Raw genomic sequence first — 23,597 nt, 5'->3', positions numbered from 1 at the left:
GATAGGGCTCATATAGCAATCGTTTTCATGGTTTTTGGCTGTGTTCTTTGTCAGTAGTGATTAGCGATAAATTGGCTCCACCAAGAGCAGAATGATGCTCTATAACATGGAAAATTAAGGTTTTTCATTGAAAGCTGTTTTGGTTAGGCTGGTGTCGACGTTTTATCTGAGTCATCACTGCATTCAATTTGAGGATCTTGCGACTCTTCAGAATCAAGGGTGTCTTCTGGCTCCTCGTCATAGTATTTGACAAGAAAAGGGGTGAGCATGACAGATGACGGTAAAAAGTGCTTCATAATACCTCCCGGTACTTAAGTGTATTTTTAGGGCGTGTTGATTTTTCGAGCTGATTTTTGCAGCGAGTTGCTGGGCATTTATACAAGGCAGAGGCTTTGATGTGTAGCTTGCCTACATGAGAAGCCGTTAACGTAGTAGAAATGACCAGCAAACGCTGCCCGAAGGGTTCGAGCTGGGCGCCCCCGCAAAAAGCGTTTTACTCTTTGTTGAGGGAAATTTGCTTAGAATGACTAGGCTACTTCCCCCTCGCCGCGATTAAACGCTTTTATCTCGAACAAAACTTAACCACGAAAGGTCAACACGCCCTAGTATGGTATTGGTTTAATATGTGGCAAAATTTGCGATACATCATGACTTGCGACTTGTTTTCTATAAATTATTAGATTTATATACAGGCTCACAAATTTGAGGGTAAAGTGATGCGTTGCCGTTTTAGGCCGCGATAAGAACAACGAAAAAAACAGTGTAGGCAGTGCTCAACAGCGCGAATAATAGGAAATAAAATGAAGTACGATTGGATATTCTTTGATGCAGACGAAACCTTGTTCCATTTTGATGCTTATCAGGGAATGAAGCTGATGTTTTCTCGTTTTGGTGTGGACTTCAGCGAACAGGATTATTCGGCTTATCAAAAGGTTAACTTACCACTTTGGGTCGATTACCAAGATGGTCGCATTACCGCCGACCAACTGAAACACACGCGCTTTGAAAGCTGGGCTGAGAAACTAGAGACAACGACTGCTGCTTTGAACAGCGCATTTTTAACGGCGATGGCGGACATCTGTTCTTTATTACCGGGTGCAAAAGAGTTGGTGGAGTCTTTAAAAGGCAAAGTGAACATGGGCATCATCACTAACGGCTTTACAGAGCTGCAGTCAATCCGTTTAGAGCGCACAGGAATGACGGATTACTTTGATCACGTGATCATTTCTGAAGAGGTTGGGGTAGCCAAACCGGATGCCGAGATTTTTGAATATGCGCATAAGCTGGTTGGATTGCCATCTAAGCAAAGAGTATTGATGGTCGGGGATAACCCACATTCCGATATTCTAGGTGGACTCGATTTTGGCATCGAAACTTGTTGGTTAAATAGCCAAGAAAAGGCAACGCCAGCGGGTATCAATCCTCACTATCAAGTGAAGTCTTTGGCTGACTTGCAAGCTCTGCTACTGGCTTAGTCAATAGTTAACAACTGACTGCCATTAGCGAATACACAATCATAATCGGTTGATTTCGTTAATCGACCAATACTTTTGTAAATTGATTGGCGGTTCGTTAGTGGATAGATGCTCCGTTAATTGATTGGTGCTTCGTAAATTGATAGATGCTTTGTAAATAAATTGCTGATGGCCGAGTACGAAAATGTACTCGGCCAATTATTTTGAACTTGGTTTAACCATAGAGTGACCATCAAAACAGATAAAGGAAAAGGCGTGCTGAAATCTCATCGTTATAGCTGCTACGGTATTATCGCCATTTTACTATGGAGCTGCTTGATTGCTCTGTCTCGTAGTGTCTCAGAACAGCTAGGTCCAATTGGTGGCGCGGCCAGCCTTTATACGGTGAGTTCGCTGTTGTTGGTCTGCGTTATGGGGCTACCTAAGCTTTCACGCTTTTCTAAGTCTTACTTGCTGATTGGCGGCGCCTTGTTCGTTTGTTATGAGATCTTCTTGGCTTTGGCGTTGGGAATGGCGAACAGCCGACATCAAGCGATAGAGATGGCGGTAATCAACTATCTATGGCCAGCACTGACGGTGTTATTTGCAGTGCTGCTGAGCGACAAGAAGATTAACTGGCTGGTTTATCCAAGCATCTTCTTGGCATTCTTTGGTGTGGCTTGGAGCATCAGTGGCGACCAAGGCCTCTCTGTCGACCAAATTGCTGCCAACATTGCGACCAACCCTAAAACCTATTCTATGGCGTTTTTTGGTGCGATTATTTGGGCGGTTTACTGCAACTACACCCAACGTGTCGCTAAAGGGCAGAATGCGATTGTGCTTTTCTTTATCGCTACAGCGATCACTCTGTGGATCAAGTATGCATTGAGTGATGAAACCGGCATGGTGATGACAACGAGTGCGGCGATTGATTTGGCGCTAGCTGGCGCTTGTATGGGCGCAGGCTACGCACTTTGGAACACGGCGATTCTTGGCGGCAATATGGTATTTCTTGCTACCATGTCGTACTTTACGCCAATCTTCGCGACGCTACTTTCCTCGGTGATTTTGGGCTTGTCATTGACCATGACGTTTTGGCAGGGCGTATGTATGGTAACTGTTGGTTCACTGGCTTGCTGGTGGGTAACAAGAGAAAAGCCGACGGCAAAGGCGTCGGCTTCTAAAAAGGTTCAATCTCAGTCTTAATTTGCGCTTATGTTCCAGCGTTATTTGCTAGGTGAAAACTTAGCTCGCGACATTGAGGTTCAATTGAAGCTCATATGGCATCTTCGATAGGCGTCGCTTAAGTTGGCGGCGCGTACGTTCAATATCATCAACCGCAATCGCTTGTTGGTCGTTGGTATGAATATCAACATTGATACGTAATTCTGGACCAACCTTAGTCACACCCATCAGCTCCAAATCTTGCTCCGCTTCTTTGTCTACCGCGACAACGTTCTTATCGACCGCATCACAAATATCTTTGTTTGCCGACATCATAAGCAGTTCGCGCATGGCTTCACGTAACATGTCGAAAGGCACTTTGATGAAGTAGAAAGACATTAGCAACATCATCATTGGATCGGCATACACAGCGTATTCTGCAAGCGGAGAAAAAGTAATTAACCAAGCTGCTACGAAACCCGCTGTTACCGCGACACTCAATAGCGTATCCATCTGCCATTGTTTAGACTCAGCCTGAATCAGGCCTGAAGAAATACGTTTACTCTTATTCGCGATGTACCACCAAGCGTAACCACAGCCCAACACGTTGAAAATGCCAAACAGAGTTGCAATAGAAGCATCAACTTCACGACCACCCGTCATTAGGGCACCAATCGCAGAATAAAGTGAATAACCAACCACAAGCAGAATTACAACCGCTTTAATAGCGATCACAATCGGTTCGATGATAGCTCGACCGAACGGGAACTCTCTATCTGAAGGGCGGTTAATGTATTTTGAGGCAGCTAGTGACAATAAAGTTAACAGTAAGCTGATAAGAGAATAGACCCCGTCAAATACTATGACCAGAGAGCCAACGAGAAGACCCAACACCAATCCGCCAATTGCAAAGCCTGATGCTAAAAGGGCTGAGAACAATAGTACTCGATTTTCGTTTTGGCTTTTCCTGTCACACATAATATTTTCCAGATGTTTTTGATAACTTCATTGTTCTAATATTGAGCTAACTTTACAAACTTTATCTGATGACGTTTATATGTCTTATTTAAGTAAAATGTATAAATTCATTAAATTCAGTGGCTTAAGTTTAATTTAAGGTGTCAATAAAGTTGACGTTGAGTGTTTTTTGGGGATGGTGTGCAACTGAAATAGGATCGTTTATGATTAATAAAACACATTAGTCGCTAAGGTTTTATTGGTCTTCTAGATTTGACTGAGACTGCAATGGACAAGGAGAGAATCAATATGAAGTTTGACGATATCAGTGATAACGAGTTGTGGGCGATTGCTAACCCGATCATGGATAATCTGATGGATGGTTCAACTAAGGTTGATCATGAGCAGCACTGTCGAGACTTTACTCAAAGAATGAAAGACATTGTTACGCCAGAATATCTAGAAAAGGTGTGTCACCATTACCAGCACAGTAATGGATTTTTTGCTGAGCGTGAGCCAGTTGCGTTGTTTAGACGTTCAGATTCCATCGCTTTTGTGTGGAAACAAGCTTACACCATCGCCAAAGGTGAGTTTGTCGCCGAAATGGTATTGGTTGAAGAAGACGGACGCTACTTAGTGGATCACGTGATGGTTTTTTAGAAGCGGTGTTGTTCGTGATTTTGCCCTTTGCCATAGGCGATAAGCAATAAGCGCGAGCTAGAAATCAAACAAATAATCACTAAGCTGGTCGGCCAGCCAATTCATTCCTGGGTGCTCTGCCATGCCTGCCGCAGTAAACATGCAGTAATCCTCTTGAGTAAGGCCGTAGGTGTGTTTGATCACTGCAAGCTCTTGTTCACGCAGTAAATGGCGAATCAATGGCTCTGGCATTACGCCCCATGCTTCTTCACGTAGAATCGTATCCAACATAAAGTCGAAGCTGGAGAAGCCAATGTAACGACGCGAGAAGGGCTCAAGCTCAGGATTATCCTTTTCATTAAGATAAACCATGGTCGCTTGCATAGAGTTTCTCAGTACCTCATCAGACACTCGTCGCATCGCACTCAAATCATGCCCTTTCTTACATACAGACATCATTCGAATCTTACCAAGCGGGTTGTAGATAATTCTTGGGTCATCGACGCGTTCGTAATCGACACCAAATGCGAAGTCGACTTGCTGAGTTTCAACTAGGTTAGCTAAGTCACCGCTCGACGCGAGAACGAAGTTGAATGAGGTAGAAGGGTACTTGTTATTTAAGGCGTGAGATAAGTCCTGCCACATTTCATCGGGTAGAGAGTCATCTCGTGCTATCCAAATCTCCGCGTTGAATTCGCCCGAAACATGCAAGCAGGTTTGTTTAATACGCGCGGCTGTCACCAACATGCCTTCGCAATCTTTGTAAATCGCTTTACCCGCTTCCGAAAGCTCAACGTGGTTTCCACTGCGGACGAACAGCTCGACATCTAACTCTTTTTCCAAGGCTTTAATCGACATACTGAGTTTGGTTCGGTTGCATTCTAACTGGCGTGCAGCTTCAGACACTGATCCTAAATCAGCAACGGAACAAAAGGCTTGGACTTGAGAAAGGTTCATTTCATTTCCATATTGAGCGGGGGTCGGTGCATATTATCTGAATATTGTGCTGACTATCTTAGAAATAGTCCATCTTTGCATGATAACTCTATGACGAATTGACTAATTTGGTTTACTCTGGGAAAGTTCCGAACCTACAAGAAGTAAAGATGGAGGCCATGATGGCGAAACAATGGGACGAATACGCCGTTGATTGGGATAAAGATCCCGCAACCGCAGTATTCGCACAGTCCGTATTTGACCAGTTAACACAGCTCGTTGATTTAAACGGAACCCGTGTCCTTGATTTTGGTTGTGGTACAGGACTACTCAGCCAGAAAATATCTCCTTTAGCAAAAGAGATCATCGCACTTGATATCTCTGAAGGGATGATTGAAGAGTTAGATAAGAAAGAGTTGCCTAACGTTGAACCGGTAGTTGATATTTTATCGCGCGGACTTGCAGCGCTGCATCCAGCATTCAGAAACCAGTTTGACCTAGTGGTAGCCTCTTCGGTGTGTGGTTTTATCCCGAACCTACAAGACACAGTCAGTCTGATTTACACGCTGCTTGAAAACGACGGCACGTTTGTACACTGGGATTGGTACTTGGAAAGCGACAGTGAAGACTACGGTGTAAGCCAACAGCGCTCAGAAAACGTATTGAGTGCAGCGGGTTTTGCAGTAGTTGAAGTCTCTACACCGTTCTCGATTGACACTCCACAAGGAGAGTTAAAGGTATTAATGGGTGTTGGACGTAAACAAGCGCTTCCTGATCTGTAATCGTGTGTATGCCTTGAGCTAGCATTCAGAATGCTCATTTAAAATACTAAACCCACATTAATGACTTTAAGGTCAGTTATGTGGGTTTTCTCTTTTTGGCGTTATCGTTTTAAACAGAACGAGTTAGCGCTTTCTCATTTCTTCACTATTAACTCTGGTTTCTCTATTTCTCATCTAGCTTATAGAAAACTCAACACACCTAATTTACAAATTACTTATTTCCATTTTGGAAATATAGTCTTGCATGCATTTCATTAGTGGAAATATGACGGTGAGATATAAAATAAGCCCATAATAACACTAAGGGTTTAATCATGAGCCACCGATCTGCGTCATTTACTTCTTCACCACTTTCAGAGCAACAACAACGCTTTAGCAATATCATTTCAGATGCCAACCTGTCACCAAAACAGAAGTCGAGCTATCTTGCCTTAGAAGCTGAAGCCAGCCTGCCATATATGCCGGTAAGCAAAGAAGTAGAGCAAGCCTTACAACAAGGTGTGCTGTGTGACATGTTTGAAGGACACGCCCCATTTAAGCCGCGCTATGTACTTCCAGATTATTCTAAATACTTACATCAAGGCTCAGAGTATTTAGAGCTTAGCGCGGCAACCAACTTCGAAGAAGCATTGAACATGCTTACCATCCTTTACCACCATGTTCCTTCTGTCACTTCAATCCCGGTTTACCTAGGTCAGTTGGATGATGTGCTGATGCCTTTCGTGGGCGACTTAACGGAAGAGCAGGTATACCAAAAGGTTAAACTCTTCTGGATCATGTTGGATCGCACACTGCCAGACGCGTTTATGCATGTGAATATCGGCCCGACAGACAACATTGTCTGTCGCACGATTCTACGTGTAGACGCTGAATTGAAGCAGATCGCGCCAAACTTAACCTTTATGTACGACCCAGCCGTGACCCCTGATGATCTACTTCGTCATGCGGCGAGCAACATCTGCGAATGCAGTAAACCACATATTGCAAACTATCCAGCGCATGCCGAGGCTTACGGCGACAAGCGTTTTGGTATTGTGAGCTGCTATAATTCTCTGCCATTAGCGGGTGGTTCGAACACCTTGGTGCGTATGAACCTTAAGCAAGTGGCGTTGAAGTCTGAGGACAGTGCTGATTTCTTACAACAAGTATTGCCGAACTACAGTGGCATCATGGTTGAGTTGATGAACGCTCGTAGCCGCTTCTTGCATGAAGAGTCTAACTTCTTCGAAGGTTTCTTAACCAAAGAAGGTTTGATTGAAGAAGATCGCTTTGCGCCAATGTTTGGTATTTATGGCATGGCAGAAGCAGTCAACATCTTGATGGAGAAAGAGGGGCAAGCAGGGCGTTATGGTCACGATGAACGGGCTAATCAACTTGGTCATCGTATCTCTGAAAAGCTGTCTGAGATCGTTGAACGCTCTGAAGTGAAATATGGATTAGAAGGTAAAGCTCTGCTGCATGCTCAAGGCGGTATTAGCCTAGATGAAGATGTGACTCCGGGTGTCCGTATTCCTTATGGTACCGAACCGGATCCAGTCTCTTACGTTCGTGCAACTGCTGGTCACCATAAGTTCTACACGTCGGGCATCAGTGACATTCTGACCATCGACGAAACAGTGAAATCTAACCCTGAAGCGATGTTCAACTTGTGTAAAGGTGCGATTCAAGCGGGTTACCGTGAATTCACGGCTAACGTGGCATCAAACGATTTGGTTCGCGTGACGGGTTACATGATTAAGCTGTCTGACATTGCCAAGTATGACGAACAAGGCTCACGTACTAATACCACCTTTTTAGGTGCTGAAGCTGCGAAGAATACGGGCATATTAGAGCGTAAACCGCGCGTGGCGAGCTTAGAGATGTCGCCGACATACGAATAGCTTTAACGTGTCTTATGCGTTTCGAATACGAACAATGTGAATTATGAAAATTTCTGATCTAACAACTCAAATGGCTAGGGTTACAAATAATAAGACAGAAAAACAAGCGAAGGTCAGCCGTGTGCTGACCTTTTCTTGTGTTGACGGCCCGGGAAACCGCTTAGTGTTATTCCTTCAGGGCTGCAACTTTGACTGTATTACTTGCCACAACCCACACACAATTAATCACTGTAACCATTGTGGAGATTGTGTGAGTGACTGTCCGAGCAGTGCTCTGAGTCTTATTGATGGCAAAGTGAAGTGGGACCCAGCAGCTTGCACCAACTGCGATCAGTGCATTGATATCTGCGATCATAAGTCGAGCCCGAAAATTACCTCAATGACGGTCTCAGAGGTTCTGGAGCTTGTCAGACATAATCAGTTTTTTTTGAGTGGTATTACCGTTTCTGGCGGTGAAGCGACCATGCAGTTGCCATTTATCATCGAACTGTTTCAAGCGATTAAAGGTGATCCGCAGTTAGCGCATCTCACGTGCTTTATTGATAGTAATGGTTCGCTGTCACTGCAAGGGTGGGACAAGGTGTTGCCTTATCTTGATGGCGCGATGATTGACCTAAAGTCATGGCAATCGGAAACACATCAATGGTTAGTAGGCAGAGGCAACCATCGGGTGTTTGAAACCATTAACTATTTGGCTGATAGAGGTAAGTTGCATGAAGTTCGGTTGTTGCATATCCCAAATAAAAGCGACCTTGAGGACGAAATTGAACAAGTGGGACGTTACTTGAAGGCGCTACCAAGTGACGTTCGAATTCGACTGAATGCGTTTCAACATCATGGTGTGATCGGCGACGCGTTAGATTGGCCGAAATGTACCGAACAGCAGATGCAGAGCTTTCACGATAAGCTCTACACCATAGTTCAAAGACCGATGCAAACCCCTGAGGTTTATACCTAGTCTTTAAGTTTCTTAGGCAGTCAATTAGGCTTCTAAGAACGTTAAGTTTCTAAAGATATTAAGTCTCTAAAAATATTAAGCTTCTAAAAACAGGTCACACAACCATTTGATCGCTTGATCATTCATGTTGGGTTTATTCCACACCAAGCTATACGCCACCTTACCGTAATCAAAAGGCAAGGGCTTGCTCACTAAGCCCTGAGCTTGCTTAGCACGCTCAGCCCACTGTTTAGAGCAAGTGAACAGGAAAGGTGTGTGGTGACACAACACAGCCGCAGCGCCGAAGTCCGCGACCGATATTGCCATCTCTCTTGGCTGGTGGCATTGAACCAAGTTTTGTTCAAAGTAGGGCTGAGACAGTTCGTTATCTAAAATGCCAATGTGCTTGTAATCTAAGTAGCCTTCCACCGTCAGTTCTTGCTGAGCAAGAGGGTGGTGTGCGCCCATTAAACAAACCATCTCGTCAGGAAGAATTGTTTCCCAAACCAGCTCTTTGTTATCGGTCGGCGGCTGAGATATATCATGGGGCAACAAGATCAAATTGACCTTGCCACTGAGTAAAGCATCGAAGCCGAGCTGTTGTTTCGAATAGATGTTGAGCTTCGCTTTTGGCGCGAGTTCAGTGGTGATTTTACTTATCTTAGAGGCAAATACTTCGAAGGTACTTTCACGCATCGAAAGTGAAAAACTGCCTTGGTACTCCTGAGGGGTAAAACTCTTCTGATGAAGCAGTCCGTTCATGCTTGAAAGAATCGCGTGAACCGTGGGCGCTATCTTCAGAGCAAAGGGAGTCGGGATAAGCTTGGTACCATCTCGATAGAACAGTTCGTCATTAAGAATGTCACGCAGTTGAGACAAGGTTTTGCTCACACTCGAAGGGCTTACACAGAGTTGTTCTGAGGTTTGAGTAACGCTGTGGGTGTTCAGCATAATATGAAGCGCAGTGAGGTGCTTAAGGCTCACTCTAGATAAGTGTAAGTAATCCATTTGTGACTCACGCATTCAGATTGGCTTGTGATTTTGTATGAACGGACAAAACCGAACAAGCCAAATTGGATAAAGGTTATTTACGAGCTAGCTTATGGTGCGCTCGTGAAAAGTGGCCTGCACAAAATGCGCCCACAATCGATAGTTCACCCGCCAAACACAATGCAGCACAAACTTCAGCGAGTGCTTGTGATTTACCGTTGCCATGCAGCCCAAGTAAATCTAAACAGGCTTTTTGACTTGGCAAGCCGGTACCACCGCCGACAGTCCCCACCATTAAGTTAGGCAGTGTCACGCTAGCGTATAAACCGCCTTCTTTGTTGAGTTCCATACGCGTCATACCAATCGCTGACTCAGCGACACAGGCCGCGTCTTGGCCACAAGCGATGTAAAGTGCCGCCAGTGCATTAGCATAATGGGCATTGATACCGATAGTACCACTCAAAGCGCCACCGACTGTGGTCATTTGACCAAACTGGACCATCTTCTCAGGTGTCGTGTGTAGGTACTTAGCGACAAGCTCAGCAGGGATATTCACTTCTGCCGTCACCTTTTTGCCACGAACGCTGCGCAAGGTTTGGGTATTGGCTTTTTTGTCGCCTGACAAGTTGCCATCAAGGAAAGCATGGTCTGGCTTAACTGGCGTATTTTCAATAATGTACTCAAATACGGCGTTGGTTGCGATGGTCACCATATTCTGACCAGAAGCGTCTCCGGTTAGAAATTCAAACACCAAGTAAACATGGTTACCTTCGATGTTGATATTAATGTCGGTGAGCTTGCCGTGCGATGTTGTTGATTCTGCCAAGATCTTGAACTGGTCATATTGAGTCACAGCCCAAGCCACAAACTGTCCGGCTTCAACTAATCCTTGGAATGCAAAGCCAGGAGTACGTGTTACACCCTCATTGAGCAACATAGCACTGGCACCACCACAAGCCGTAATTAGCTTAGAACCACGGTTATAAGACGCGACAAGCGCAGCTTCTGTGGTCGCGAGTGGTACTAGGTAATCGCCCGTAGCAAATAGGCCATTGACTCTTAGTGGGCCAGACACACCGACAGGGACTTTAACTGTGCCAATAAAGTGCTCAATGTTTTTCTCATAAGCTTGGATCTGGCTTTGTGTATGAGGGTCGAGCAGTTCTTGCTGTGAATCTGCATTATCGAGCGCTGTCCAGCGACGAGTGAGATTCTTTTCTGTCAGGTAGGGGCTAGGTGTCAGTTTGTTTACTGGCTTTTCAAAATGAGGCTGAAGCTTTTTTTCTAATTCGTCTGCGGAGATGTCGCCTCCTAAAATAGAAACATAGTCACGGCGATGCAGATTTAGTTTTGGCATAAATAGTATGAAGTAAAGTTTGTGCAGCAAATTGGTTTGCGCTGATTCTACCGAGTAATAAACCAGAAACAAGCGCCTGATATAATGAGTTACAGTTTGTGTGGTTGTTGAAGCAAAAAGCAGCGAAGTTTCGCGAAATATAGGCTGTATTTGAGCGAAATTTAGATATGAATGTCGAGAAGGCTACCGATGGCTTCGTTTTGACGATCAACCACACTTGCACCAACGCGGTTATAACTTGCGCTTTGTGTCAGTTTAATCAAGGAATCGGTTGGAGATGAAGCAGGTTCAGGTTCTTTGTCTTTAAAGGAAATGGATTGTTCAGGCCCTATTTGATTAAAGCTGAGATCGCTAGCTTGGAAAGTGTCGTCGGATTCTAGAGCGTGTTTGGAGGCTTGGTTGAGCTCGATTGCGGCTTCTTCAGCCATGTTAGTAGACTGCTGAATAATGGCGTAACCAGATTGAATACCAGATATCGACATATCAGAACCTTTTATTGACGTATGAAATGAGTCTAGGCGGACGATATTTTGAGCGCAATGGTGAACAGATGAAATTGACGGTGAAAATGTGAACTTAGGCTAAAATAGTGATGTCTGTCTATTAACTGAACAGGTCATTTAGCGCGTTTAACTCTTCATCAGTAAGCAAAGAAGGCTTCTCTGTTTCAAGGTTGCCGTCGATCTCACCCTGAAGTGCTTTTAATTGTTGTGGGCTAAGAAGCTGTATTTGCTGCTTAAATGCTTCAAATTGCTGTGTATTCATATTGTGACCTTAGTTCAAATACATATGCTCTATTGAGCATAGCCTACTGATACAGGAAATCAAACAAGATTAAGTAAATATTAAATGAGGTTTGAAGTTTCCTGAAACTAAGACAACTATAAATTTCTGTGGTCGTTTTTTGTCCGAGAAATGTTAGGCAAAGTTAAGGCTTGGTCAATCAAAGTCAGAAAATTCCTACAATGTAAAAACGCCTGAAACCCTTGTGGCACAGGGGTAGGTAAGTAATTGCTCTACTCAATTAGGGGTATGGGTAAAGCAATATATAAATATTTGTGATGATCAAAAGATGAGCAATTGGCGTTATCTTTTTGTTTTTACAGTATTTTGTTTGTTGCTCAAGAAGCTTCCGTTTCAAACGGCTTGTCGATCTTAACCTTAACGGCAAACTTGGTCGCTAAGGTATGCAGTTCTGGAAGCATTCGATAGATCAAATGGAGCTGTTGTAGAACCATTTTGACAGAATTCTCATCTTCTTCCCGCCATTCACTCAAACGTTTATCCAACTCAGGGTCATAAGCGTTTTTCACTTCACAATGCTCTTTATGAGAATAGAGTTGATCATTTAGAGCGTCGAGATGCTGGTGGATTACTCTGTGCGCATCTAGCACCAGTTTGTGTGTCGCTTCATCATCAATACGCGTTCTGTGAGCACCCAGAGCCGAGATATAGCTAAGTAGAGCATGATTGAGTGTTAAGAATCGGAAGCTCTCATCTTCAGAGGTACGGTACTTACCCGGTTCAACCAACATGCTACTGATGGCGGCAGTCAGGTTTGCATCATTATTATGCGCACTACGTCGAGCGATACGATAGTTAAGGCTATCTTTCTTACCAACACGGTATTGGCCGATGATCTGAGCGAGATAGTTCTTATTGGAATCGAGCGCATCCGCCATCACTTTGTGCAGTCGCTTCGATTGCCAATCAGGCAACACATAAATGACAGCAAGCACGGCGAGGGCACAACCAATAAAGGTATCCGCTAACCTTGGCAATACTACCGCGTAGCCTTCACCTAATTGGTTAAAGCAGAAGAGCACAAGCAGAGTGATAAAGCCGGTCGCAAACCCATAGTTATTGATTCGAAACGCAAAGAACATCACGCCACTGATCACAATGAACACCAATTGGCTCTCTTGTGACGGGAAGAAGGTCAGTAACGGAACTCCGATCAATAAGCCTGCGACCGTGCCAATGACACGCGCCGTCAGTTTTTGACGTGTTGCACTGTAGTTCGGCTGACACACAAACAGTGTCGTCAGTAGAATCCAATAACCTCGTTCGATATCAAAACCTTGGATAATCCCGTAGCCTAGCGTCAAAGTGATCGCCATGCGAATCGCGTGGCGGAATAGCATTGAATCGGTGTGCAAGTTAGCTTTGATCTTGTGCCACATTGCCGTCAAAGTATGAGGATTGGTATCGTCCAATACACCTTCTTCAATCTTCTCTGCATCTGGGTTGCTGATATTCGAAAGCTGTTTTTCAACGGTTGCTAGGTTATTGAATAAGTAATCCAACTGGTTCAGCAGTGATTTCCACTCTGGGTTGTTCTGTTGGTGCAGATGATTAAGCGAAGACATCAGCTCATCGAGTGCCAGTACAGACTTGTCACCATGCTGGTATTCAGCGCCAACTTTCAATGAGCTCGCCACTTCTTTACAAGCTGTTGCCTGCGCTTCCAGTAGATACTTAAATCGAAACAACACGTCAGAGCGTTCAAAGTGTTTTGCTAGCTCTTGATAACGATAGTGGCTAGAGCTTACGCGTTCATGAATATCTTGTGCGATGAAGTAGGTGTTAAGAAATCGGTCACTAGGGCCGTCAATGTGTCCGCGCTTAGAGCGGTTGAGTAGTGTTGCTTTGCACATGTTGAGTGCGTTAACGGTACTCGCATTGAGTTTGGCTTCAATGATTCGGTGTGGTTGGGGAATCAAGTCTGAAACGGGGTAGAAGAGTTCCGCTTTTGAATCGATGTAATTACCGATTTGATCGAATACCGTGGCTAAGTTTTGCTGCACGGGTTGCATTGGCCACACTATCTGCCAAATCATCGACATGAAGTAGTACCAAGCGGCGCCAGTTAACAGTAGAAGCGGTTGAAACCAAAGGTTGGTGCTCTCGTGTGCACCAAGCATGGTATAGATGGCAACCAAGAGAGAACCAAACGCGATACTCGCGTATTTAGGGCCAATTGCCCCGAGAATGATAAAAGAGAAGGTTGAAACAAAAAGCCCGATCGCGAACAGCCAAGGCGTATCGAAGAGAAGTTCAATAGAGAAAGCCGCAACGGCGAAACAGATAAAGGTCAGCGTGAGTGCTTTCAAGCGTCCGGTAAAGCTGTCATCACTTTCCGCAAGAGCCGCAGCAATAACGCCTAAGATCAAAGGCGTGATCAGTGTGTTTTGTCCATAATACCAAGCAGGCACCACCACACCGAGCAGAGTGATGAGAATTAATATGCTGTAATTTATGGTTTTATTCGCCCAATAGAGGCGTAATTTGGCTGAGAAGTCCACAGTCGCTCACTTGACACACTAAAAACCATAATCCTAACAGAAATCAAGCACAAGAATTTGATACTTATCCATAATTGCCCGTAGGTGGTCATGAAAGCGTCGATAAGATATGAGATATTATTAATTCTCATTGCATCATGATATAAATTCAATATTCCCAATTAAGAGCACACTCCAATGCAGCTAAGCGCTAACAAGACTGCACAGTTTTTTATTCAAAATGAATATCATCAGGTTGAACTTGATGGTCCACGCTTGCTGTTATCTTCAGTAGGCAGTGAAGAGCGTATCCCATTTACTATTTGGAGTGGCAAGATCGCGATAAAGCGCGGATTGTTTTGGGGATCGCTACAATTTTTTGCTAATCAACAAGATGGAACACAGCGCAGTTGGTTAGTACAAGGCTTACCTTGGGAGCAATGTCGTCAATTTGCACGCGCCTCAGTTACCGCTTATCAGAAGTGGCACGACACTCAATGTGAACAATTGGCTGAACACGTACCTCAATGGGAAGCTGAATTAACACGTCTTGAGCAACTCCCTGCTTTTCTACCGCATTCTAAGGTCAATACTTGGGTTGATATGGTCAACACAGGCCTAGAGAGTATGACGATGACGCTAGAAGAGGCCGCGCAGCGCATGCCAAATCGCATCGCAAGAATGCAGCCATGGTTATCTGAAACGGAGATCAAGCAAGCTGAAAGAAACCAGCAATGGCTAGAAACCGAGCGAAAAAACTGGGAAGTGTTGTTTGCGCAATGTGAGTCGTCACCACTGAACTTATCGCAGCAATATGCGGTGTTGATGAATGATGATCACAACCTTATTTTAGCGGGTGCAGGCTCGGGTAAAACCAGCGTTCTAACGGCTCATGTCGCGTATTTACTGCAAAGCCATCAAGCTCAAGCTGAAGAGTTGTTATTGCTTGCCTTTGGTCGAGAAGCGGCGGAAGAGATGAAGCAACGTCTCGACAGCAAAATTGGTTTATCAGCAGAGAAGGTGCAAGTCAGCACTTTCCACCAGTTGGGTTTAAAGATACTGAATCAAGTTGAACCCGAACGTGTGGTTATTTCTCCTTTAGCGCTCGATGACAACCAACGCCAAGCATGGTGCATTGATTGGTTGAAGAAGCACTGGATGACACCGACCAACTTTAAACGTTGGCAAAAGCATTTGTCTAAATGGCCAATCGCTTATTTAACCGGTGACGATGAGCTTGGTAGCCATGTTTCAAACCTCAAATTGATCGGTTGGCTTGAAAAGCAGCTTGAACAGTTGAATGCGTCGGGTTTAACGAAAAAAGAAGTACAGCAACAGCTGATTGATCATCGAGACTATACGCGCCTCAACAGCGAACTGTCACTGTGTTGGCCATGTGTAACCGCGTGGCAAAAGGAATTGAAAGAACAAAATCATATCGACTTCTCAATCATGATCAGCCGAGCGACTCAGTATGTCGAGAAGGGCAAGTTTATCTCGCCTTGGAAGTTCATCATGATCGATGAGTATCAAGACATCTCGCCAGATCGTCTTGCTTTGGTTGAAGCACTTTGTAATCAGTCTAAAGCCGAGCATCAAGCCTCTATTTTTGCAGTAGGTGATGACTGGCAGTCGATTTACCAGTTTGCGGGTGCGGATGTGGATTTGACCACGGGCTTTAAGGATCGCTTTGAAAGCTCGACCATTCATCACCTAGATACGACTTACCGTTTTAACAATCAGTTAGGTGCGGTGGCTAATCGCTTTGTACAAGAAAACCCAATTCAGATTCCGAAAGAACTGAACAGCTTCAAGCAACAGAAGCAGAAGGCGGTGTACAGTGCGCCAAGCAAAGAAGTTGAGAAGATCCTCGACCAATTGAACCGCCAATCTAAAGGCAAAACCAATAAATCGGTGCTGCTACTTGGACGTAATCATTACCACAAGCCAGAGTTGTTGGAAGACTGGAAGAAGATCTTCAATTCCATTGATATCAAGTTCATGACTTGCCACGGAAGTAAAGGTAAAGAGGCGGACTTTGTCATTATTCTTTGTGTTGACGAAGGACAGTTCCCGACCAAGAAGAAACAGCTGCATATTGATGGCGCATTGACTGAATCATCAGACGCGTTCCCTTATGCAGAAGAGCGTCGTTTGTTCTATGTAGCAATGACGCGAGCAAAAGAGAAAGTATGGATCACGCACAGTGGTGACGGGTCTGGTTTTGTGCAAGAGCTGCATGGTTCTGATTACCCCGTTGTTCGTAAAAAGTGATGTTACTTGACGTGATTGTCTAAGATTAGATCTTCAAGCCCTGCCTTAATATCACAAGGCAGACGCATAAAGCATAAGGAGTTTGCTATGGAACACGGCTCTATTAACTACATTGAATTTGCTGCGAAAGACATCGCTGCAACTAAGGCGTTTTTCAGCCAAGTGTTTGGTTGGAGCTTTGAAGACTATGGCCCTGAGTATTCTGCTTTTGAAGGCAAAGGCTTAATGGGTGGCTTCTATTTGGCGGATCTGGCGTCGGATACGGATAACGGCGCGGCGCTGATGGTTTTTTATAGCCAAGATCTTGAGCAAACCGAGCGCGATGTAATTGATGCTGGTGGTCAGATAAACCGTGAGATCTTTAGCTTTCCCGGCGGCAGACGTTTCCATTTCAGAGAGCCAAGTGGCAACGAGATGGCAGTGTGGAGTGACAAGTAGAGAGACTCACTGCACTGTTTTAGGATTGAACTGTTTAACGCCTGAAAACTAGACATAAAAAAGCCTGCGATAAAATGCAGGCTTTTTAGTCTGTTCAGTAGAGAACACATATAACGTGCGATTACGTGCGCTCTGCTAGATACGCTTCGTAGTCTGGGATTTCGATGATTACTTCTTCTTCAAGCAGTGAAGAGTTAAACAGGAAGTTAGCGGTAGCGCGGTTAGTTGCCACAGGAATGTTCCAAACACTTGCGATACGAAGCAGTGCTTTTACGTCTGGGTCGTGTGGTACAGCATTAAGTGGATCCCAGAAGAAAATCAGCATATCGATTTTGCCTTCAGAGATAAGCGCGCCAAGTTGTTGGTCACCGCCCATTGGGCCGCTGATCATGCTCTTGATTGCTAGGCCTGTCTCTTTACTTAGTAGAGAACCAGTCGTGCCCGTTGCGTAAAGGAAGTGCTTTTGTAGTTTTTCTTTGTTCTCTTTGACCCATCTTAGTAGCTCAGGTTTGAAGTGGTCATGAGCGACCAAAGCGATATGCTTGTGTGTTGGCATAGTGCGCGTTGTTTTTTGCATGAATGTTCCCTAAATAGTTGTTTCGTTTTTATTGTTTTGAGTTCTTCAGCCAATATAGCACTAAGGATTCACACTGAATACCGGACGAAACTCAGAAGGTGACAATGAGTCGGCGATAATTTGATCTTTGAGTGTTGCTGGTGTCAGCGCTTCGATAATCGGTGCGCTGTGTTGCTCGTAAGGTTGACCGCGTAAGTAACTCGTGGCTTGTTTTACCGACAAGCGACCTTGCTCAACCATTTTATCTGTTGGCGCAAAAAGTACCTTGTTGCGAAGTAAACCACGGTAGGTTCCGTGACTTAGGTAACTTGAAATTAACCCAATCTCTTCGGTTTTATCGGCCGCTCGTAGCTCACTGATCGCTGCTTCAATCGCGACGGCACTTCCGACTATATATTGGATATCAGGTTCTTCTATCACCTGTTGTACTAGATTTCTTTGCAGTTCTTTATCGTTATCTGCCCAATAGCTGATCGCTATTTTGATATCACTCGACTTGATCGCATCATAAAACCCCAGTGCTACAGGCTTAGTGCCGCCACTCGCTTGCGGGCCAAGTAACAGGGCGATAGGTGTTTCGCCTGATCCTTTCGGGTGTCGTTTCGACAAAAACTCTCCGACTTGGTAGCCCATTTGATACCAGTCGACACCGACTGTGCCTTTCAGTACCTTCTGTTGTTCTTCATTGACGGTTAACTCATTCACCGTAGCAAATACAGGCGTCGAGCCAACCCAGTCGCTGAGATTGTCATGGTACGCATCGGGTGAAACGGTACCTAAAATAATCGCATCGGCTCCCCATTGTGTGCAAAGCACCAGTTGCGAGGCTTGTTTGGCTACGTTGGGGTAACCGCCAGCTTCCAAAACTCTTAGCTCCACTTGCTGCTTTTCTGCTTCAGAGATCATTCCATAGTTTACTGACAACCAATAAGAGTCTTTGAGGTGTGGATAAATGGCACAAATTTTCTCTTTTTGCGATGTGGCATCGGCGGGTTTTATTGGGCTCAAAGGCTCGCTAGCACCTGCGACAGTAGTCACTGAGGCCAGTAGTGAGAGAAGAATTATTGAAGCGAAAGGTCTAGATAGCATGAATTGCCGTTTTATTGGTTTTAGATAAGAAACACTGCAAAATATAGCGTATTCTGCATGGGTAAAGAAGAACGTTTTAAGGTTTAGAGTTTATGTTGTTAGCTTCAGCGAGTATTGGACGCAAGCTGCTGGCCTCATTCTTAGTGATGGCACTGTTGGTTCTATTGTCTGCATTGATTGGTGTTTCTGGTTTTAGCTTTGTAGCAAAAACGGAAAGAAACGTCGTTGATTCGGCGCTTCCTGCCATGATCGAAGCTCGTCAGGTTTCTGAGTTGAGTAACCGTATTATTTCGTCAGTACAAACGCTTTCTAATGCGAGAAACGAGGCCGAACGAAAAGAAGCTGGCACCGTACTGTTTGACCAACTTGAGTCGCTTCTTCAACATATCAAAGATCTTGGCGTCGACAGTTTCGATTCCCAGCTTCTCAATAAACTCGAAAACAATGTTCAAAGCGTTATTAACACACTGGCTGAGCTGGGTGTGTCGGTTGAGCGTAAGCTTTGGTTAAGCAAAGAGTTGTCGTCTCGTGTCGAAGAAATGCGCCTATTGGCCGAAGAGCTAGAACAGCTGACGCGAACCCAAGTTTTGAACACGGCTACCATTGCGGTTGCTAACGTCACGCATATCTATGACCTGCTAGAAACCAAAGAAACGGATAAAGCCTACCAAGCCCTAGATGCGCTTGTTGAGGTTGATCTTGATTTGTCTGAGCGCCTACACGAATTGCATTTGCTGGCGTTCAAAATGCTTAACCAAATTGAAGAAACGCAAACTGTTACCAACGTAGAGCGTATTCATCAAATCCAATCTGAATTTGAATCCAACCTAAGAATCATGGCGCGCCGCGTTAAAGCGGTCGAAGATCCTACTCGTTCAGCGCAGATGTCTCAGCTTCTAGAAGAGCTCAGAAAACGCCAAGTCGTGTTCGATATTTCATTAGAACAATATGAGAACACCAAAAAGTCAGAGTTTCTGATGCAAAATACGTTGGAGCTGTTCTCTCAGCTGAATACAACGGTTAACCAACTGGTTGATGATTCAAACCGAAGCACCAAAAAAGCGGTTGATGAGCTGACCAGCACGTTGAATTTGGCTCAATGGTCGCTGTCTGTGATTTCGGTTATTGGTTTGGTTATCGTCGCATTTATCGTGTGGCGAGTGGTGTATATCTCGGTCGTGAAACGTCTTACTGAATACTCATCGGCCTTGATGTCTATCGCACAAGGTCGCCTGAATATTGATATATCAGTAAAGGGTAATGATGAGCTGGCTCATATGGGCGAGGCGATCATCACTGCCAGAAACACCGCGCAGGCGCTACAAGTGGTCGCGGTGGGTGAAGCAAAGGCGAAACGCGAACTTGAAGAGCACAAGGAGCACTTAGAAGAGTTGGTCACAGACCGAACCTATCAGCTGCAAAAGACCAATGAAAAGCTGAACATCGAGGTAGGGAACCACGCTAAGGCTCGTAACGCCGCAGAACAGGCAAGCCGAGCGAAATCCGCTTTTCTTGCGACGATGAGTCATGAAATACGAACGCCGATGAACGGTGTGTTAGGTACCGCAAGATTGCTCAAAGATACCGGGCTAGACCCGCTGCAATCCGGCTATGCAGACATCATTAACCGCAGCGGTAAGAATCTACTCGCGATTTTGAATGACGTGTTGGATTACTCAAAGATTGAAGCGGGGCATCTGGAAATCCGCACAGCTTCGTTTGATCTTCATCAGATGGTTCAAGATACCTACCAATTGATGGAAGGGCGCGCCGCTGAGAAGAAGCTCAATTTTGATTTCCATATTGAAAGTGATGTGCAACGCTATTGGCGTGGTGACGTAACGCGAATCAGCCAAATCTTGAATAACTTGGTCGGCAACGCGATTAAGTTTACGGAAAGTGGCTCGGTCGATATCTTTATCAGTTTAGATATCGAAGATGAAAATCGAGTGATGTTTGAAGTGTCAGATACCGGTGTCGGCATTGACGCTAGCGAACAAGCTTGCCTGTTTGATGCCTTTACCCAAACCGATAGCGGTCGCAACAAAACCGGCGGCACAGGGCTTGGATTAGCGATCAGTAAAAGCATCATGTTGGCAATGAACGGGGACATTGGCGTTCATTCTGAAGAAGGCGAGGGTAGTCAGTTCTGGTTCTCACTGCCACTTGAAGCCGGTGAGAAGATTGAAACGAAAGTACCGGTCATTGAAGCGTGTATTCGAGCTAAAGTACTTCTGATTGAAGATAACCCCGTAAACTGCATCGTTGCTGAAGGCTTTTTGCATAACCTAGGACACGAGGTTGTGATCGCGACAACCGGACAAGAAGCGAGAGCCATATTCAGTGAGCAAGAGTTTGATATTGCGCTGGTGGACATTAACTTACCGGACTGCGATGGCGTCGAGTTAATTCAACAACTCAAAGACGATGCGCTTCAGTATGAAAGTGAAGAAGACGTAATTCGAAAAGTACCTCCAATGATCGCAGTATCGGCTCATGTGTTTAACGAAGAAGTGGAAAGCTACTTGTCGTCTGGCTTTGATGGCTTCTTACCTAAGCCGTTAGAGAAAGAGGCACTTGCTCAACTCATTGTGACCCAGCTTGATGGCAAGACTTTGCTACTGCCACAACCTGATCCTAACGATTCTATATGCAGTCAAAACAGCAAGCCTCAACGTAATAAAGGCAACGAGTTGTACTCATCTCAGATGGCGAGCGTCGTCTCTGAACTAGCCATCAAAGCTTCGCAAACTGAAGACGAAGGAGAGACTCCTGTGAAATTGATTGATTCCAATGTCATCAAAGGTGACTTGTCCATTCTTGGCTTAGAAAAGATGAAGCAGATTGTGGGACTATTTGAAGAGAGTAGCCGCGTCACTTTAAGCGAAATGGTCGAAGCGAGTGATTCGAACAATGGACGTGAGGTAAAATCTCTCGCTCATAAACTGAAAGGTTCCGCGGGCAGTTTAGGTTTGTTGCAACTTTTCAATGCTTGCCAAGTTATAGAGGCGAGCAGCGATCCATTAGGTGAATACCGAGGCAAAGATAGCGAGTTGTCGAAGTTGGTTCAAGAGTCACTTGAGGCGTTGCAAGAGGAGTTATAAAAACAAGCCTTAGGTTGCGACAGAAACGTATCGTGAGCTAGAAACCAAAAGTAACAACATAAAAAGCAGCCAATTTCTTCATTTTTTATGAAAAAATTGGCTGCTTTTTAGTTATAGGACTTGGTTAAATACAATTTTCGTTGATTCACTTTAAATCATCTTGATATGCCCTGCAGCTTTGATCTTAACGTGAACCATATTGCCCTGTAGGTAGCTTAATGGAACCTCGCTTCGTTCAATGATCGCGACATTATCGCTGCATGCGCCAGCTTCAATCGCCAGTTGCTTTGATTGCGCTTCCAAGCCCTTTAAGGTCTCTTCACGTGATGCTGGATCAATCGGTACGATCTTATCGAACTGGCCTGATATTTCTCCCAGCGCAACACCAATGGCATTCGCTACTTCAAAGTGCTCAGGGCGAACCACTTGGCTTACTCCTTCAAAATGATCTGGGAATAGGGCACTGCCGCCACCAACCATGATTACGGGCACACTCGCTGCAGAGGTCTTCATTTTATCGATGCCTTCTTCAACATCCGTGACCATTTGTTGATAAACCTTGCTTGCTTGTTCGGCTGAAACACCAATCTCATCACTCAGTTGATGTTCTGCCTGCCACTGCATTTGCCCTGTTTTGAGTGCAATATCGGTGAGCGTAAGTTCATCTCCACCAAAGCTACGCGCCGTTTGCGTTAAGGTATGACCAACACTTTCTGGACCTAGCTCTATACGCTGTTGTTCAAAGCGAACCTTGGTACCACCACCAATGGCTAACGCCAAAATATCAGGCATACGGAAGTTGGTTCTCACTTCGCCGATTTCTACGGCGAGGCTCGATTCTCTTGGGTAACCGTGAGTCAGCACACCGATATCAGACGTAGTACCGCCCACATCGACCACAATCGCGTCTTTTAACTTCGTTAAGTGACTCGCTCCACGAATTGAGTTCGTTGGCCCACAAGCCACGGTGAGAATCGGGTACATCAATGCGAATTGTTGCGACATCAGTGTGCCGTCGTTCTGACCGAAATAAGGTGTGGTGTGGATGTCATGATTGATGAGTGCATTACAAAAGCCGTCAACGAATCGTTTTGCTGTACCTTGCAGAGCCGCATTGAGGATGGTGGCGTTCTCACGCTCTAAAAGCCCTAAGCTGCCCACTTTATGGGATAACGATAGGTTCACGCCCGGAAGCTCTTGTTGAATCCATTCTGCTGCTTGAAGCTCCTGGTCGCCATTGACGGGAGAGAACACTCCGCAGATAGCTATCGAATCGACGTGACCTTTCATTTTCTGGCAAAGCTCGCGGATCTCAGACTCTTGAATATCGGCAATCAACTGGCCGTCATATTCATAGCCGCCGTGTGCTTGGTAGAAGTGCTCCCCAAGCAGAGTTTGCCAAGCTTTGCTCCAACCACAAAGGGGCGGAACACTATCACCACTTGGAAGCGCTAAGCGAATCATCCCGACTCTGTCTAAGCCTTTTCGTTCAACGATTGCGTTGGTGCATTGAGTCGTGCCAAGCATCGCGTGTTTCACTTGCTGACCATCAATGCTTGCTTGGTTTAATAGCGCAGAAATCGCGTTGTCGATCCCTGTTGAAATATCATGTGTGGTTGCGGTTTTTACTTTGGCAATCACATTCAAGTCTGCGTCGAGCAGCACACCGTCGGTATTGGTGCCACCTACGTCAATGCCAAGGCGGCAGTAATCAAGCGTAATGTTTGTCATGCGA

Annotated in this window: 20 protein-coding genes; 9 read left to right on the top strand and 11 right to left on the bottom strand. The window is 45.1% G+C overall.

The features are described from left to right. Nucleotides 1–143 precede the first annotated feature (143 nt). A complete protein-coding gene (locus tag IQQ51_RS21160) occupies nucleotides 144–296 on the bottom strand; it encodes a hypothetical protein (protein WP_164091093.1) in 153 nt (50 codons plus the stop codon). Between the two features lie 504 nt (nucleotides 297–800). On the opposite strand from IQQ51_RS21160, the gene yjjG reads away from it, so the two are divergent. Next, nucleotides 801–1,475 (top strand): pyrimidine 5'-nucleotidase, encoded by a 675-nt coding sequence (gene yjjG / locus IQQ51_RS21155; protein WP_193842053.1) that lies wholly within the window; start codon nucleotides 801–803, stop codon nucleotides 1,473–1,475. Between the two features lie 255 nt (nucleotides 1,476–1,730). Then, on the top strand, nucleotides 1,731–2,660 hold the full coding sequence (gene yddG, locus IQQ51_RS21150; protein ID WP_048608759.1) for an aromatic amino acid DMT transporter YddG: 930 nt from the start codon (nucleotides 1,731–1,733) through the stop codon (nucleotides 2,658–2,660). A 39-nt stretch (nucleotides 2,661–2,699) separates the two neighbouring features. Here the strand turns inward: yddG and IQQ51_RS21145 are convergent, their stop codons facing one another. Further along, nucleotides 2,700–3,596: a cation diffusion facilitator family transporter gene (locus IQQ51_RS21145; RefSeq protein ID WP_050633104.1), complete on the bottom strand. Its 897-nt coding sequence runs from the start codon at nucleotides 3,594–3,596 to the stop codon at nucleotides 2,700–2,702. 288 nt (nucleotides 3,597–3,884) lie between these two features. Between IQQ51_RS21145 and IQQ51_RS21140 the strand changes: the two genes are divergently transcribed. After that, entirely contained in the window at nucleotides 3,885–4,235 is a 351-nt protein-coding gene (locus tag IQQ51_RS21140; RefSeq protein ID WP_048616886.1) for a hypothetical protein, read from the top strand. A gap of 57 nt (nucleotides 4,236–4,292) precedes the next feature. On the opposite strand, the gene IQQ51_RS21135 is transcribed toward IQQ51_RS21140, so the two are convergent. Beyond that, nucleotides 4,293–5,171, bottom strand: a complete 879-nt coding sequence (locus tag IQQ51_RS21135) for a LysR family transcriptional regulator (protein WP_016797108.1) — start codon at nucleotides 5,169–5,171, stop codon at nucleotides 4,293–4,295. 161 nt (nucleotides 5,172–5,332) lie between these two features. On the opposite strand from IQQ51_RS21135, the gene IQQ51_RS21130 reads away from it, so the two are divergent. From IQQ51_RS21130 to IQQ51_RS21120, 3 genes are all read left to right on the top strand, one after another. Beyond that, entirely contained in the window at nucleotides 5,333–5,932 is a 600-nt protein-coding gene (locus IQQ51_RS21130; RefSeq protein WP_193842052.1) for a class I SAM-dependent DNA methyltransferase, read from the top strand. Between the two features lie 314 nt (nucleotides 5,933–6,246). Then, the gene (locus IQQ51_RS21125; RefSeq protein WP_193842051.1) at nucleotides 6,247–7,812 is read left to right on the top strand and encodes a YjjI family glycine radical enzyme; all 1,566 of its coding nucleotides are present in this window, start codon (nucleotides 6,247–6,249) and stop codon (nucleotides 7,810–7,812) included. Between the two features lie 43 nt (nucleotides 7,813–7,855). Then, a complete protein-coding gene (locus tag IQQ51_RS21120; protein WP_193842050.1) occupies nucleotides 7,856–8,770 on the top strand; it encodes a YjjW family glycine radical enzyme activase in 915 nt (304 codons plus the stop codon). Nucleotides 8,771–8,845: 75 nt separating this feature from the next. Here IQQ51_RS21120 and IQQ51_RS21115 read toward each other — a convergent pair whose 3' ends face one another. The 5 genes from IQQ51_RS21115 to yccS all read right to left on the bottom strand — a co-directional run bounded on the left by IQQ51_RS21115 (nucleotide 8,846) and on the right by yccS (nucleotide 14,401). Further along, entirely contained in the window at nucleotides 8,846–9,757 is a 912-nt protein-coding gene (locus tag IQQ51_RS21115; RefSeq protein WP_193842049.1) for a LysR family transcriptional regulator, read from the bottom strand. Nucleotides 9,758–9,833: 76 nt separating this feature from the next. Beyond that, a complete protein-coding gene (locus tag IQQ51_RS21110; protein ID WP_048617136.1) occupies nucleotides 9,834–11,096 on the bottom strand; it encodes a hydroxymethylglutaryl-CoA reductase in 1,263 nt (420 codons plus the stop codon). 161 nt (nucleotides 11,097–11,257) lie between these two features. Then, on the bottom strand, nucleotides 11,258–11,578 hold the full coding sequence (locus tag IQQ51_RS21105; protein WP_050653605.1) for a hypothetical protein: 321 nt from the start codon (nucleotides 11,576–11,578) through the stop codon (nucleotides 11,258–11,260). A 121-nt stretch (nucleotides 11,579–11,699) separates the two neighbouring features. Then, nucleotides 11,700–11,861, bottom strand: a complete 162-nt coding sequence (locus IQQ51_RS21100; protein ID WP_017060892.1) for a hypothetical protein — start codon at nucleotides 11,859–11,861, stop codon at nucleotides 11,700–11,702. 356 nt (nucleotides 11,862–12,217) lie between these two features. Further along, complete coding sequence (yccS, locus tag IQQ51_RS21095) at nucleotides 12,218–14,401, bottom strand: YccS family putative transporter (RefSeq protein ID WP_193842048.1); 2,184 nt, start codon at nucleotides 14,399–14,401, stop codon at nucleotides 12,218–12,220. Between the two features lie 177 nt (nucleotides 14,402–14,578). Between yccS and helD the strand changes: the two genes are divergently transcribed. Then, on the top strand, nucleotides 14,579–16,654 hold the full coding sequence (helD, locus tag IQQ51_RS21090) for a DNA helicase IV (protein WP_193842047.1): 2,076 nt from the start codon (nucleotides 14,579–14,581) through the stop codon (nucleotides 16,652–16,654). A gap of 87 nt (nucleotides 16,655–16,741) precedes the next feature. Further along, nucleotides 16,742–17,092, top strand: a complete 351-nt coding sequence (locus IQQ51_RS21085) for a VOC family protein (protein ID WP_193842046.1) — start codon at nucleotides 16,742–16,744, stop codon at nucleotides 17,090–17,092. A gap of 121 nt (nucleotides 17,093–17,213) precedes the next feature. On the opposite strand, the gene IQQ51_RS21080 is transcribed toward IQQ51_RS21085, so the two are convergent. Continuing rightward, entirely contained in the window at nucleotides 17,214–17,669 is a 456-nt protein-coding gene (locus IQQ51_RS21080) for a methylglyoxal synthase (RefSeq protein ID WP_017064778.1), read from the bottom strand. A gap of 60 nt (nucleotides 17,670–17,729) precedes the next feature. Then, nucleotides 17,730–18,758 carry a TMAO reductase system periplasmic protein TorT gene (torT, locus tag IQQ51_RS21075; protein ID WP_193842045.1) on the bottom strand — a complete coding sequence of 343 codons (1,029 nt, stop codon included), beginning with the start codon at nucleotides 18,756–18,758 and terminating at the stop codon, nucleotides 17,730–17,732. A gap of 92 nt (nucleotides 18,759–18,850) precedes the next feature. On the opposite strand from torT, the gene torS reads away from it, so the two are divergent. Then, nucleotides 18,851–21,862, top strand: a complete 3,012-nt coding sequence (torS, locus tag IQQ51_RS21070) for a TMAO reductase system sensor histidine kinase/response regulator TorS (protein WP_193842044.1) — start codon at nucleotides 18,851–18,853, stop codon at nucleotides 21,860–21,862. 150 nt (nucleotides 21,863–22,012) lie between these two features. Here torS and IQQ51_RS21065 read toward each other — a convergent pair whose 3' ends face one another. After that, nucleotides 22,013–23,593, bottom strand: a complete 1,581-nt coding sequence (locus IQQ51_RS21065; RefSeq protein WP_193842043.1) for a hydantoinase/oxoprolinase N-terminal domain-containing protein — start codon at nucleotides 23,591–23,593, stop codon at nucleotides 22,013–22,015. Nucleotides 23,594–23,597 lie beyond the last annotated feature (4 nt).

This window comes from Vibrio sp. OPT18, from assembly GCF_015163615.1.
Taxonomy (GTDB): Bacteria; Pseudomonadota; Gammaproteobacteria; order Enterobacterales; family Vibrionaceae; genus Vibrio; species Vibrio coralliirubri.
This window is presented reverse-complemented; position numbering and strand designations above follow the sequence as displayed.